The organism is Frigoriflavimonas asaccharolytica (assembly GCF_013294015.1).
In the GTDB taxonomy this organism is placed as follows: Bacteria; Bacteroidota; Bacteroidia; order Flavobacteriales; family Weeksellaceae; genus Frigoriflavimonas; species Frigoriflavimonas asaccharolytica.
Map to the genome: position 1 here is coordinate 63,270 of NZ_JABSNO010000009.1, position 11,963 is coordinate 75,232.

Consider the following 11,963-nt stretch of genomic DNA (forward strand, 5'->3'; position numbering starts at 1 on the left):
AATTAATAAAAAAATATGACAATATTTCCGAATATCATAATTTTGGAATCATTTCTCTGTCATAATTTCTCATTAATGATTGAAATGGAAATAAAATATCACTTTCAACCTTGCTAAAAAATAATTATATTTGTGAAAATCGTTTTCAACGAAACCAGATTATATTATGCAGCATTTTCATACCTTAAAAACATCCAAAGTTTCCCCAGAAACCAATGATTGTATCCATATCGCTTTTGAAATTCCAGAAAATCTTCGTCATGAGTTTGCCTACAAACAAGGACAATATCTTACGCTCAAGTTCAATTTTGGGGAAGAAGAATACAGAAGATCTTATTCTATTGTAAATGCACCTTCGGATAAAAATGCAGCTATAGAAATTCTAGTGAAACGTCTGGAAAACGGCGTTGTATCTACTTATTTAAACCAAAAACTGAAAGTAGGAGATGAGGTAGAAATAATGCCACCAATGGGACATTTTTTTACCAATTATCATCCTTCAAATACCAAAACTTATGTTGGTTTGGCTGCAGGAAGCGGAATTTCACCCGTTTTATCAAATTTAAAAGAAGCGCTTTTTCAAGAACCAAAAAGTACAGCATATCTTTTATTCAGCAATAGAAGTTTTCAAGATATTATTTTTAAAAAAGAAATAGATGAATTGGCCCATCAATTTGAAGGAAGATTGAAGATTATTTACCTTGTAAGCAGAGAGAAACACCATGAAGGCGAATTGTTTGAAGGTAGAATTTCCCCAGAAAAATTAGATGCTATTTTGGATCAAATGCCAGAAATACCTGCTACAGAAAGTACCTATTTTATTTGCGGACCGTCAGAAATGATAAAAGATATTTCTAATTATTTGAAAAAAGACAAAAAAGTGCCGTCTTTGCAAGTAATGTACGAATATTTTGCTGCGCCAGATGATGAAGATAATGCGGAAATGAGCGATGAATTTAAAGCCATTCCAAACTTAGAAAGTATGGTAACTTTGATCATCGACGACGACGAATATTCTTTCCACTTAAACTCTAAAAAAAATAATATACTAGATCAAGCCTTGGTAGACAATTTGCCCGTACCTTTTGCTTGCAAAGGTGGCGTTTGCTGCACCTGCAAAGCACAAGTTTTGGAAGGTGAAGTTTTTATGGAAAAAAATTATGCATTAACGGATGATGAAGTAGAGCGTGGTTTTGTCTTGACTTGCCAATGTCACCCAACTACAAATATTGTGATGTTGACTTATGATGTTTAATTCAATTTGAGAATTTGAAAATTTGAGAATTTGAGAATTTAATTCAAAGTGACTGTTTTGAGATGAAAAAAAATATAAAATTTATTTTGCCCGTTTTATCTTTAATTTTAATAGTTGTAGATTTATGGTGGTCATTTCAAATTGTTGGAAGCTTAAATTATATAAGAAATCTTGATGAAATTGATTTAATTCAAAAAGAAGTTTGGATTAATTTTAATATAATAATCTGGCTGCTAATAATAAATTCAATTTTTCTATTGATTTTATTTTTAAGATATTTTAGAAAGGTTTTTGTGTTAAAAAAAAATAAAAATTATGGAAATAGATTATAAATTTTCGGCAATCATAGAAATTAATGATTCTTACGAGGTTGATGGATTAAATATCTGGAATTTCTATTGGCATTGTACCGATAGAAATGTAGAAGTAAGAGATCCTTTTGAAGGTCATTTGTATCATTTCAAAGAATATGAAATAGAAAGTAACGGCAAAAAAGTGAATTTTGTAGCTGGTGAATTTTCTAACAGAAAGGTAGGAATCTTTACTAAAGAAAAATTAATGGTAAGAAACTTGCTCTAAATTATTAAAGTAAGTATCTTTGATAAATAATTAATTGATAAGAATTTATCTAAAAATTGAGCGGCGTTTTTTAGGTTAATTTTTTCATTTTTTCATTGCTAAATTATTAAATTGTTAAATTAAATTATTATGGATCACGATAAATTTTTAGAATACGTACAAGCAGAAAATAAAGTAGAACCGAAAGATGTAATGCCAGAAGATTACAGAAAACTATTGGTTCGTCAGATTTCTCAACATGCACATTCCGAGATAGTTGGGATGCTTCCAGAAGCCAATTGGATTTCTAGAGCACCTTCTTTAAGACGAAAAATGGCACTTCTTGCAAAAATTCAAGATGAAGCCGGACACGGTTTATACCTTTATTCCGCTTCCGAAACGTTGAACAACGGTGAAAATGGTGCAGATAGAGACTCTACTTATCAAGCAATGTTGGAAGGTAAGGCAAAATATTCCAGTATTTTTAATTATGCTGCACTTTCTTGGGCAGATATTGGAGCAATTGGTTGGTTGGTAGATGGAGCAGCAATTATGAATCAGGTAATGTTGATGGGAAATTCCTACGGTCCATATTCCCGCGCGATGGTGAAAATTTGCAAAGAAGAATCTTTCCACCAAAGACAAGGTTACGAAATTTTGATGACGCTTTGTCGCGGCACAAAAGAGCAAAAAGATATGGCACAAGATGCATTAAATAGATTTTGGTGGCCAGCTTTGATGATGTTCGGACCAAATGATGCAGACTCGCCAAACTCTAAAAAATCTATGGATTATAGAGTGAAAAGAGAAAGCAATGATGATCTTCGCCAACGTTTTATAGATGTTACGGTTTCTCAAGCAGAATTTTTGGGTTTAAAAATGCCAGACGAAAATTTAGTTTGGAATGAAGAAAGACAACATTACGATTTTGGAGATTTACCTTGGGACGAATTTATGGAAGTGCTAAAAGGAAACGGACCATGCAATAAAAAGCGATTAAAAACTAAAATTGATGCCCAAAAAGAACATTCTTGGGTGAAAGAAGCAGCGATTGCTTTTGCGGAGAAGCAGGAGGAATTGGTAAATGCTTAATTTTAATTAAATGAAATTATTTTTAGGAATGTTACTAATATTTTTTTTATTTAGTTGTAAAAGATCCAATGATGATAATAGTTCTAAAATAAGAGGAAAATGGATTTCTGCTAAACAAACATACATAACTAGTTATGACAAAGATGGAGAAGAATTTCCACCACCACCACCAAGAGAGAATTTAGGGTTAAGTTTTTATTCTGAAGATAGTTGTGAAGCGAATTTTCCATTTTTTAAAGTTGATTTTTCTGATAATTCAGATGTAGCAAAGGAATTTATTTTTGCAAGAAACGTTAAAGAAAAACTAAATATAAGGTCTACAAAGATTCTTTAAAAATTTTTAATAGAACTTTTAATAAATGGCAAGGTTATAAAATAATATTATTAGATGAAAATAATTTAATTTTAAATCAGGATAATATTTTGATTACAAATTATGTTAGAAAATTAAAAAGATAAATATAAATATGAGCAACTTAGATGTGTGGGAAGTTTTTATACAAACTAAACCAGGTTTATCCCATAAACATGCGGGAATTGTACAAGCTGCAACTGCAGAAATGGCATTGCAAAATGCAAGAGACGTATATACCAGAAGAATGGAAGGAACTTCTATTTGGGTAGTACCAAGTAAATATATTGTAACTTCTGAAGGAGTAGACAAAGACGCGTTTTTCGATCCAGCAGATGATAAATTATACCGTCATCCAACGTTTTACGAAATCCCAAACGACGTGAAAAATATGTAATAATTGCTGTAGGCAATAGGCGATAAGCATTTGGCTTATAGCTTAAAGCCAAAAGCTTAAAGCCATTTTATGAATCCACTTTACAAGTATACCCTCAAAATAGCCGACGATTCCTTAATTTTCGGACAAAGACTTTCCGAACTTTGCGGAAAAGGTCCGTATTTAGAAGAAGATATCGCGCTCACAAATATTGCCCTAGATTATCTCGGACAAGCCACCAATTTCTACAAATACGCAGCAAAATTGGAAGGCGAAAACAAAACCGAAGACGATCTTGCCTATCTTCGTAAAGAAAAAGAATATCTCAATGCGCAATTGGCAGAATATCCAAATGGCGATTATGCTCAAATTATTTTGAAAGTATATTTCTATTCCGTTTATCTAAAATTTTTGTACGAAAATTTAATGCAAAGTTCAGACGAACAACTGGCGGCTTTGGCAGAAAAATCCATCAAAGAAGTGCGCTATCATTACACGCATTCTTCCACTTGGCTCAAAGTTTTTGCACAAGGAAACGAAGAAAGCAAAAATAGAGTAGCCGAAGCATTAGAAAACGTTTGGGAATATACTGGCGGGTTATTTGATGAAGTAGAAGGCGAAGCAGATTTAGAAAAATTAGATTTAATTCCCTCTTCCAAAAAATTGCACCAAGATTGGAAATCTCAAATTGAAAAAGATTTTGCAACATTCGGTATAGAAATTCCGACATCAGATTTTATGCAAAAAGGCAGTAGAAAAGGCATCCATACAGAATATTTCGGCTACATTCTCTGCGAATTGCAATACATGCAAAGAGCATATCCTGGTTGTACGTGGTAGGTTTTTTAATGTAACAATTTATCAATGTAACAGTTTAACAATCGTTGTTTTTTGCTTAATTAAATTTTTATATCCATTCACTTTATGTGAACTTATGTTTACTAAATTATGATTACTAATGTAACTTATGTGTTAAAATATTTGTCCAACTCTATGAACTATTTTTACTTTGAATTAATTTTTAAATTTAAAACTTTGTGTCTTTGTGCTTAATTTTTCCATCCCCCTAATGTGAACTTATATAAACTAAATCAGAATGATATAAATTTACTTATGTGGTAAAAAAAAGCAAGTAAATGTGGTAAAAATTCCTAAAATGGTAAACAGCAAACTCAACTTAATAGAATTCCTTTCCGAAATTCCCGATCCAGAAATTCCAGTCATCAATATTGTTGAATTAGGCATCGTTCGTGGAGCAAAATTTATAGTAGAAGATGAGGTAGAAATAATCATCACACCCACGTATTCCGCTTGTCCAGCAATGTATAATATCGAAGAAGATATCATCATGAAATTTATGGAATTGGGAATAAAAGCCAACGTGATCACAAAAATTTCCCCAGTTTGGACTACAGATTGGATCACAGATGTAGCTCGAGAAAAACTTCGCGCTTTCGGAATTGTACCACCAGATAAAGGAGATCATGAAGCATCATTAAACAAGCCCAAAAAATGCCCACGTTGCAACTCGGAAAACACAAAACAAATCAGCCGATTTGGCTCTACGCTTTGCAAGGCTAGTTACCAATGCAATGATTGTTTAGAACCGTTTGATTATTTCAAATGTCACTAAAAGTTTTTAGTTTGAGAGTGAGCTAATTTGAGAATTTAAAAATAAGTGCGTATTGAAATTTTTTTAATTAAGTAAACTCATTAAAGAAATCTACAATTAAAAACTTTATATTTGTTAGATTAGATTTTCAAATTTACTCATTTTCAAATTCTTAAATTAATTATGTACACACAATTCGACGTAGAATCTCACAATGAAGGCAAAATTCAAATTGCTTTTCTCAATCAACCAAAGACTTTAAATGCGCTCAATAAAGCCTCAATAAAAGAATTGACAGCTTTTGTGAACCAAAATAGCACAGATGAAAACGTGCGCTGCATCGTCATTTCTGGTCGCGGAAAAGCCTTTTGTTCTGGTCAAAATCTTGAAGAAGCATTAAGCGGACCGAGTGCAGAAGAAAAAGATGTCATCAAAAATATTGTAGAACATTACTACAATCCACTAGTTATGGCAATCTCTAATTGCAGAAAACCGGTAATTTCATTAATAAACGGACCTGCAGTTGGAGCAGGAGCAATGCTCGCTTTAATCTGCGACTTTTCTCTTGCCAAAGAATCTGCCTACATTTCGCAAGCATTTGTAAATATCGGTTTAATTCCAGATACTGGCGGAACTTACTATTTACCAAGATTATTAGGTCGTCAATTGGCCAATTACCTCACTTTTACAGGTAAAAAATTATCTGCAACAGACGCAAAATCCCACGGATTAATTGCCGAAGTTTTCCCAGATGAAGAATTCGAGGTGAAATCTATGGAAATCGTTCAAAATATTTCTGAACTTCCAACCGCTGCAATTTCCATTACCAAAAAAGCATTCTTGCATTCTTATGACAATAGCTTGGAAGATCAATTAAAATTAGAAGCAAAACTTCAGCAAACCGCTGCAAATTCAGAAGATTTCAAAGAAGGAGTTACGGCGTTTTTGCAGAAAAGAAAACCTGTTTATAAAGGAAAATAGATTTTAATGTAACAATTTATCAATGTAACAGTTTACCAATAAAATGAAAGAATTTAAAATTTTAATTACAATTTTGTTGTTTCTATTTCTTAATAAATTAAGCTCGCAAACTAAACAATTTCTGTATGAATACCGCTTTATTTCAGATTCTACAAAGATGGATAGTGTTTCTTCAGAAATCATGGCTTTAAATATTTTTGAAAATAAATCTGAATATTTTAATTTGGATCAATTTATCTCTGATTCTACATTATTAGTAAATAGTAAAAAAGGATTAATGCCGATGCCGACAAACAAAAATATAACTAATGAAAGAATTGAAAAAACTATAAATTCTGAAAAGATTAAATATGTAAAGAGACTTGGTTTTACTGAATATTTTGTTGATGAATCAATTAATTTAAAATGGAAGCTTTATCCCGAATATGCTACAATTTTAAATTATAAAGCACAAAAAGCAACTACAGAATATGGTGGCAGAAAATGGATCGCATGGTTTGCAAAAGATATTCCTTTTCAAGATGGTCCTTATAAATTCAAAAATTTACCAGGATTAATCGTTAAAATTGAAGATGAGACCAAAAGCCATCAATTTATATTGAAAGGTATTAAAAATTTCACTGATGATTTCATTTATCCTGAATTAAATAATTACGCTCGTGTGGAATTAACTTATCAAAAATTTATTAAAGCTTACAAAAATTACAGAATTAACCCAGTAGGAGATATGGTTGGTTCTTTTCCTGACCAAACTGATGGCAGTGGGAAATTTAGACGAGGTATAGATATTTTCAGAGAATTTGAAAAATATAGGTTAGATGAAATTGCAAAAGATAACAACATCATAGAAATAGATTTACTAAAATAATGAAAAACATCGGTATAATAGGAAGCGGAACCATGGGAATCGGCATTGCACAAGTTGCAGCCACAAATAATTGTAAAGTCTTTTTGTATGACCAAAACGCTTTGCAAACTGAAAAATCTTTAGAAGGTTTGCAGAAAGTTTTAGCAAGATTGGTAGAAAAAGAAAAAATTTCTCAAGAAGAAAGTGAAGGTATTTTATATAGAATTAAATTTTGCACAGATTTAAAAGAATTGAAAGACTGCGATTTAGTTATCGAAGCCATCATTGAAAATAAAGAAATCAAACAAAAAGTTTTCAAAGATTTAGAAGAAATTGTTTCTGATGAATGTATTCTAGCTTCCAATACTTCTTCAATTTCTATCACTTCAATTTCTTCAGAATTAAAAAATCCAGCTCGATTTTTAGGAATTCATTTTTTCAATCCAGCACCATTGATGCCTTTGGTAGAAATAATTCCTGGACTATTGACGGAGGAAAATTTACCTCAAAAAATCTATGATTTAATGAAATTATGGGGAAAAGTTCCTGTGATTGCTCAAGATATTCCTGGTTTCATCGTCAATAGATTGGCTCGTCCGTTTTATGGCGAAGCTTTGAGAATCGTAGAAGAAAAAATTGCAACCGTAGAACAAGTAGATGATGCGATGCGAACCGTCGGAAATTTCAAAATGGGTCCATTTGAATTAATGGATTTAATAGGAATCGACATCAATTTTTCAGTTACCAAAACGGTTTATGCAGATTATTTTTACGATCCAAAATACAAACCATCACTGCTTCAACAAAGAATGAGCGAGGCGAAATTGCACGGCAGAAAAACTGGTAAAGGTTTCTTTAGTTATGCTAAAGATGCTGTAAAACCAGTTCCAGAAAAAGATGAAAACTTGTATCAGGATATTTTCTTGCGTATTATTTCTATGTTGATCAATGAAGCTGTGGAAGCCAAAAGATTAAAAATTGCCACAGACGAAGATTTGGAATTGGCCATGCAAAAAGGCGTGAATTATCCAAAAGGATTGTTGGCTTGGGGAAAAGAAATCGGTTTCGATAAAATTTCTGAAACTTTGCAAAATCTTTACGAAACGTATCAGGAAGAGAGATATAGACAATCACCTCTTTTGAAAAAGTTATCATGAAACCAGAAAAAATTAATAGAATAAAATTGGCAAGTGCGAAAGCCTTGTTTTTTACAATTTTTATGTTGCTGATGAATGCTCTTTTCGCATACAATGACAATGAAATAGAGAAGGTTTATAAACTAAAATTTTATTTATTTGGTGTAGTAGTCTTCTTTGTAATGTTCTTAATTAACTATTTTACTGATTCTAAAAATCCAACCTGGAGCGATGTTTTAAATAAATTTAAAGGAAAAAATAATGGAAAATAAATACCTAAACTTATTTATAAAAGGAATAGTTGCCTACGTTTTATTAACGATTCTAAGCTTTGTAATGGATATGTTCATCAATAAATCTGAACTCAGTTTTATGGAATTTTTCAAAAGTCGTTGGTATGTAACTTTGGCTTTAGTTGTTATATTTTTGGGCTATCAAGAATTTAAAAATAATAAAACAAAATGACACCTCAAGAAACTGTAAAATACATGCTCAATCAAGATTTTTTCTCGCAATGGATGGGCATAAAAATTATTGAAATAAAAGATAAATATTGCCTTATCGAAATGCCGATAAAGCAAGAAATGATCAATGGTTTGAAAACCGTTCACGGCGGAATTACCTTTGCATTTGCAGATTCTGCGTTGGCTTTTTCTTCTAATAATTCTGGAGAAGCTGCGGTTGCACTCAATTGTGTGATCAATTTCACCACCGCAGTTCGTTTGGGCGATACGCTTTTTGCCGAAAGTAAATTACTCACAGAAACCCGTAAAACTGGGATTTATGATATTCTAGTTACCAATCAAAACAAAGATTTGGTTGCCAGTTTCCGCGGAACGGTTTATAAAATCAACAAAAAAGCAGTGGATTTATAAAATTTTAAAAACTTAAAAAAATATACAAAATGAATTTAGAAAAATTTGACACTTACGATAGAGGTGATTACAAGAAATTTTCAAATCCTTCGGCAATTGAAAAAGATTTACAAACTTTGATTGGTATAATTAATGGAATCCAAAGTGATAATGAAATAAATGAAAAAGAAAGGGCCGAAGTCCAAAATTGGATAAATTATAATCGCGAATATGAAAATAAGAGTCCATATAGAGAAATTATAAGTTTACTTCGTGAAAGCCTTTCAGACGAAATTTTAACTCAAGATGAATGCCAAAATATTATTTTATATTGTGAACAATATATTAATAAATCTGGTTATTATACAGTTATAACTTCTGGAATCCAAAAGTTATTAGGTATAATTAAAGGAATTTCAATTGATAAAGAAATTAATATTCAAGAACTTACATTTTTAAAAGATTGGTTGGATGATAATGACTATTTAAAAAATACATATCCATTTGATGAAATTTATAATTTAACATTGAATGTTATTTTAGATAAAGTAATTACAGACGATGAACATAAATCTTTCATGGAATTTTGTACAGCAATTAGTGGAGAATCTGATAATAATACTGAGAGTTTATTAGAGAGTTTAAAAATTGGATTTTATCAAATAGACCCTGAAATAATAATTCAAGAAAAAACATTTTGTGTAACTGGTGTATCTCAAACTTACAAAAGAAAAGAAATCGCTGAAAAAATTGAAATGTATGGCGGCTTTGTAACAAATTCAGTTTCTTCAAAATTAGATTATTTAATTGTTTGTGACGAAAAAAATGCTTGTTGGGCATTTACATGTTATGGAAAAAAAATAGAGCAGGCTATAAAATATAGAAAAAATGGTAAAAATTTAATTATAGTGCACGAATTTGATTTATTTGATACTATCGATAGTTTATAATGGCCAAAGATTTCATCCTCATCAACAATCACAAACACATCCGCTACGAAGACGATTCAAATCTCGATGGAGAAATTTCCCTGCAAAAAAGCGAAGAATTTTTAAGGCAAATCAACAGAAGAAGATCTATCCGAACTTTTAGCGATAAGCCAGTTTCCAAAAATACTATTGAAAATATTATCAAATCTGCTTCCACTGCACCTTCTGGCGCGCACAAACAACCTTGGACTTTCTGCGCCATTTCTAATGCGGAAATCAAAAAACAAATTAGAATTGCCGCCGAAGAGGAAGAAAAAATCAGCTATGAAGGAAGAATGAGCGAACGTTGGAAAGACGATTTGGCACATTTAGGTACAGATATGCACAAACCCTTTTTAGAAAACGCACCTTGGCTGATTATCGCATTCAAAAAAGTCTACGATTTAGATGAAAACGGCGAAAAGCAAAACAACTATTACGTCAACGAATCTGTAGGAATTGCCTGTGGATTTCTCATCGCCGCCATTCACAATGCAGGTTTAGCAACACTGACGCACACACCAAGTCCGATGAATTTTCTAGAAAAAATATTGAACCGACCAAAAAACGAACGTGCATATATTTTATTTCCAGTAGGTTACGCTCATGACGAAACTTATGTTCCAGATATTACAAGAAAACCACTGGATAAAGTGAGTGAGTTTTACGAATGATAATATTAAATTTCGCAAATCATTTGCATAACTACATAAACTAAGGTCATTTGTTCCTTCTGTATCTTTTACTTCTTCTTTTTACTAAATTTATAGGAATCAGTGAATCTTTGATTTGCGGTAAAAAAAGTTTCAACTACAGAAAAAAAACTCAAAGTACAAGTATATCGTAAATTCAACTATGAAATCAACCATCCTCACAATTTTCGCAATGCTACTATTTACCAGTTGTGCTTCCACAAAAAATGCAGATATTGTCTACGGAACTTCTGCCCAAAATGAAGATCTAAAACTCAATATTTTTGTTCCGAAAAACTCTAAAAATAAGAAATTACAGGTTTTAATCTACGTTTACGGTGGCAATTGGAATAGCGGAAAACGAAGTATTTACAATTTTTTTGGTAGAAATTTCGCCAGAAAAGATGTAGTTACGGTAATTCCAGAATATACATTAAGTCCAAAAGCAGACGTAAACCAAATGACCGCAGAAATTGCGACGGCTATAAAATGGGTTCAAAATAATATTAAAGATTACCATGGAAATGCAGAAAATTTATTCATCACGGGACATTCTGCTGGTGGACAATTGGGTGCAAATGCTGTCTTAAATCCAAAATTTGGCATCAATCCCAAAGATATTTCGGGTATTATATTAAATGATGCTGCCGGAATTGATATGAAGGATTACCTAGAAAAATATCCGCCAACAGAGCAAGATAATTATTTGGCAACTTGGAGCAACGATCCAGAAAAGTGGTGTCAAGCATCGCCCATCAATTTTTTAGATGAAAATTCGCCACCGTTTATGATTTACGTGGGCAAGAAAACCTATCCATCTATCATTACTGCAAACGAGCATTTTGTAACAAAATTAAACGAGTTTCAGCCCGAAATTCAACCAATTTTCATTAATAAAAAACACGTTCCCATGATATTGCAATACGCTTTACCATGGAACAAAAGGTCTACCGAAATTTTAGAATTTATGAATAAAAATCTAAAATAATTTCGTCTAAATGATTTGCTTGATTTTAATCAGGCATTTTTTATGGCGCACATTTCCGCCTTCCGTTCCCATTCTTTTTTTTGCTGGCTTCGGCAAGCTCAGCCACCAAAAAAAAGGAATTCCACTCAAGTCGGGGCGCAGATTTCGTACGATTTCAAGAGTAATTATAACTTAGGAACATTTAGACTATATATAATTTTAAACTTAAATGCATTAGATTAATTATGTTTGTCATTCCGTAGGAATCTCACA

At 31.8% G+C, this 11,963-nt stretch carries 17 protein-coding genes; all 17 read left to right on the forward strand.

The features are described 5' to 3' along the window. Positions 1-166 precede the first annotated feature (166 nt). The 17 genes from HNQ03_RS07685 to HNQ03_RS07765 all read left to right on the forward strand — a co-directional run bounded on the left by HNQ03_RS07685 (position 167) and on the right by HNQ03_RS07765 (position 11,711). Complete coding sequence (locus HNQ03_RS07685; RefSeq protein WP_173779094.1) at positions 167-1,255, forward strand: FAD-binding oxidoreductase; 1,089 nt, start codon at positions 167-169, stop codon at positions 1,253-1,255. 62 nt (positions 1,256-1,317) lie between these two features. Continuing rightward, on the forward strand, positions 1,318-1,587 hold the full coding sequence (locus HNQ03_RS07690; RefSeq protein ID WP_173779095.1) for a hypothetical protein: 270 nt from the start codon (positions 1,318-1,320) through the stop codon (positions 1,585-1,587). After that, the gene (locus tag HNQ03_RS07695; RefSeq protein WP_173779096.1) at positions 1,571-1,834 is read left to right on the forward strand and encodes a hypothetical protein; all 264 of its coding nucleotides are present in this window, start codon (positions 1,571-1,573) and stop codon (positions 1,832-1,834) included. The genes HNQ03_RS07690 and HNQ03_RS07695 overlap by 17 nt, the downstream gene beginning before the upstream one ends. 129 nt (positions 1,835-1,963) lie before the next feature. Further along, positions 1,964-2,905 carry a 1,2-phenylacetyl-CoA epoxidase subunit PaaA gene (gene paaA / locus HNQ03_RS07700; protein WP_173779097.1) on the forward strand — a complete coding sequence of 314 codons (942 nt, stop codon included), beginning with the start codon at positions 1,964-1,966 and terminating at the stop codon, positions 2,903-2,905. A gap of 28 nt (positions 2,906-2,933) precedes the next feature. Next, positions 2,934-3,239, forward strand: a complete 306-nt coding sequence (locus HNQ03_RS07705) for a hypothetical protein (RefSeq protein WP_173779098.1) — start codon at positions 2,934-2,936, stop codon at positions 3,237-3,239. A 133-nt stretch (positions 3,240-3,372) separates the two neighbouring features. Then, positions 3,373-3,654: a 1,2-phenylacetyl-CoA epoxidase subunit PaaB gene (gene paaB, locus HNQ03_RS07710; protein ID WP_173779099.1), complete on the forward strand. Its 282-nt coding sequence runs from the start codon at positions 3,373-3,375 to the stop codon at positions 3,652-3,654. A gap of 69 nt (positions 3,655-3,723) precedes the next feature. Further along, the gene (gene paaC, locus HNQ03_RS07715; RefSeq protein ID WP_173779100.1) at positions 3,724-4,473 is read left to right on the forward strand and encodes a 1,2-phenylacetyl-CoA epoxidase subunit PaaC; all 750 of its coding nucleotides are present in this window, start codon (positions 3,724-3,726) and stop codon (positions 4,471-4,473) included. A 316-nt stretch (positions 4,474-4,789) separates the two neighbouring features. After that, on the forward strand, positions 4,790-5,266 hold the full coding sequence (gene paaD / locus HNQ03_RS07720; protein ID WP_173779101.1) for a 1,2-phenylacetyl-CoA epoxidase subunit PaaD: 477 nt from the start codon (positions 4,790-4,792) through the stop codon (positions 5,264-5,266). A gap of 162 nt (positions 5,267-5,428) precedes the next feature. Next, positions 5,429-6,226, forward strand: coding sequence for an enoyl-CoA hydratase/isomerase family protein (locus HNQ03_RS07725; protein ID WP_173779102.1), 798 nt, complete (start codon positions 5,429-5,431; stop codon positions 6,224-6,226). Between the two features lie 43 nt (positions 6,227-6,269). Next, complete coding sequence (locus HNQ03_RS07730) at positions 6,270-7,094, forward strand: GLPGLI family protein (RefSeq protein ID WP_173779103.1); 825 nt, start codon at positions 6,270-6,272, stop codon at positions 7,092-7,094. Further along, positions 7,094-8,230, forward strand: coding sequence for a 3-hydroxyacyl-CoA dehydrogenase NAD-binding domain-containing protein (locus tag HNQ03_RS07735; protein ID WP_173779104.1), 1,137 nt, complete (start codon positions 7,094-7,096; stop codon positions 8,228-8,230). The genes HNQ03_RS07730 and HNQ03_RS07735 overlap by 1 nt, the downstream gene beginning before the upstream one ends. After that, positions 8,227-8,481, forward strand: coding sequence for a hypothetical protein (locus HNQ03_RS07740; protein WP_173779105.1), 255 nt, complete (start codon positions 8,227-8,229; stop codon positions 8,479-8,481). The genes HNQ03_RS07735 and HNQ03_RS07740 overlap by 4 nt, the downstream gene beginning before the upstream one ends. Beyond that, the gene (locus HNQ03_RS07745; RefSeq protein WP_173779106.1) at positions 8,471-8,674 is read left to right on the forward strand and encodes a hypothetical protein; all 204 of its coding nucleotides are present in this window, start codon (positions 8,471-8,473) and stop codon (positions 8,672-8,674) included. The genes HNQ03_RS07740 and HNQ03_RS07745 overlap by 11 nt, the downstream gene beginning before the upstream one ends. Continuing rightward, the gene (locus HNQ03_RS07750; RefSeq protein WP_173779107.1) at positions 8,671-9,084 is read left to right on the forward strand and encodes a PaaI family thioesterase; all 414 of its coding nucleotides are present in this window, start codon (positions 8,671-8,673) and stop codon (positions 9,082-9,084) included. The genes HNQ03_RS07745 and HNQ03_RS07750 overlap by 4 nt, the downstream gene beginning before the upstream one ends. 29 nt (positions 9,085-9,113) lie before the next feature. Then, positions 9,114-10,013, forward strand: coding sequence for a BRCT domain-containing protein (locus HNQ03_RS07755; RefSeq protein ID WP_173779108.1), 900 nt, complete (start codon positions 9,114-9,116; stop codon positions 10,011-10,013). Continuing rightward, positions 10,013-10,705, forward strand: a complete 693-nt coding sequence (locus HNQ03_RS07760) for a nitroreductase family protein (RefSeq protein WP_173779109.1) — start codon at positions 10,013-10,015, stop codon at positions 10,703-10,705. The genes HNQ03_RS07755 and HNQ03_RS07760 overlap by 1 nt, the downstream gene beginning before the upstream one ends. Before the next feature lie 181 nt (positions 10,706-10,886). Beyond that, on the forward strand, positions 10,887-11,711 hold the full coding sequence (locus HNQ03_RS07765) for an alpha/beta hydrolase (protein WP_173779110.1): 825 nt from the start codon (positions 10,887-10,889) through the stop codon (positions 11,709-11,711). Positions 11,712-11,963: the final 252 nt, after the last annotated feature.

Excerpts from the sequence above, each read along its gene's own strand:
- HNQ03_RS07685 (WP_173779094.1), top strand. The coding sequence starts at position 167 with ATGCAGCATTTTCATACCTTAAAAACATCCAAAGTTTCCCCAGAAACC.
- HNQ03_RS07690 (WP_173779095.1), top strand. The coding sequence starts at position 1,318 with ATGAAAAAAAATATAAAATTTATTTTGCCCGTTTTATCTTTAATTTTA.
- HNQ03_RS07695 (WP_173779096.1), top strand. The coding sequence starts at position 1,571 with ATGGAAATAGATTATAAATTTTCGGCAATCATAGAAATTAATGATTCT.
- paaA (WP_173779097.1), top strand. The coding sequence starts at position 1,964 with ATGGATCACGATAAATTTTTAGAATACGTACAAGCAGAAAATAAAGTA.
- HNQ03_RS07705 (WP_173779098.1), top strand. The coding sequence starts at position 2,934 with ATGTTACTAATATTTTTTTTATTTAGTTGTAAAAGATCCAATGATGAT.
- paaB (WP_173779099.1), top strand. The coding sequence starts at position 3,373 with ATGAGCAACTTAGATGTGTGGGAAGTTTTTATACAAACTAAACCAGGT.
- paaC (WP_173779100.1), top strand. The coding sequence starts at position 3,724 with ATGAATCCACTTTACAAGTATACCCTCAAAATAGCCGACGATTCCTTA.
- paaD (WP_173779101.1), top strand. The coding sequence starts at position 4,790 with ATGGTAAACAGCAAACTCAACTTAATAGAATTCCTTTCCGAAATTCCC.
- HNQ03_RS07725 (WP_173779102.1), top strand. The coding sequence starts at position 5,429 with ATGTACACACAATTCGACGTAGAATCTCACAATGAAGGCAAAATTCAA.
- HNQ03_RS07730 (WP_173779103.1), top strand. The coding sequence starts at position 6,270 with ATGAAAGAATTTAAAATTTTAATTACAATTTTGTTGTTTCTATTTCTT.
- HNQ03_RS07735 (WP_173779104.1), top strand. The coding sequence starts at position 7,094 with ATGAAAAACATCGGTATAATAGGAAGCGGAACCATGGGAATCGGCATT.
- HNQ03_RS07740 (WP_173779105.1), top strand. The coding sequence starts at position 8,227 with ATGAAACCAGAAAAAATTAATAGAATAAAATTGGCAAGTGCGAAAGCC.
- HNQ03_RS07745 (WP_173779106.1), top strand. The coding sequence starts at position 8,471 with ATGGAAAATAAATACCTAAACTTATTTATAAAAGGAATAGTTGCCTAC.
- HNQ03_RS07750 (WP_173779107.1), top strand. The coding sequence starts at position 8,671 with ATGACACCTCAAGAAACTGTAAAATACATGCTCAATCAAGATTTTTTC.
- HNQ03_RS07755 (WP_173779108.1), top strand. The coding sequence starts at position 9,114 with ATGAATTTAGAAAAATTTGACACTTACGATAGAGGTGATTACAAGAAA.
- HNQ03_RS07760 (WP_173779109.1), top strand. The coding sequence starts at position 10,013 with ATGGCCAAAGATTTCATCCTCATCAACAATCACAAACACATCCGCTAC.
- HNQ03_RS07765 (WP_173779110.1), top strand. The coding sequence starts at position 10,887 with ATGAAATCAACCATCCTCACAATTTTCGCAATGCTACTATTTACCAGT.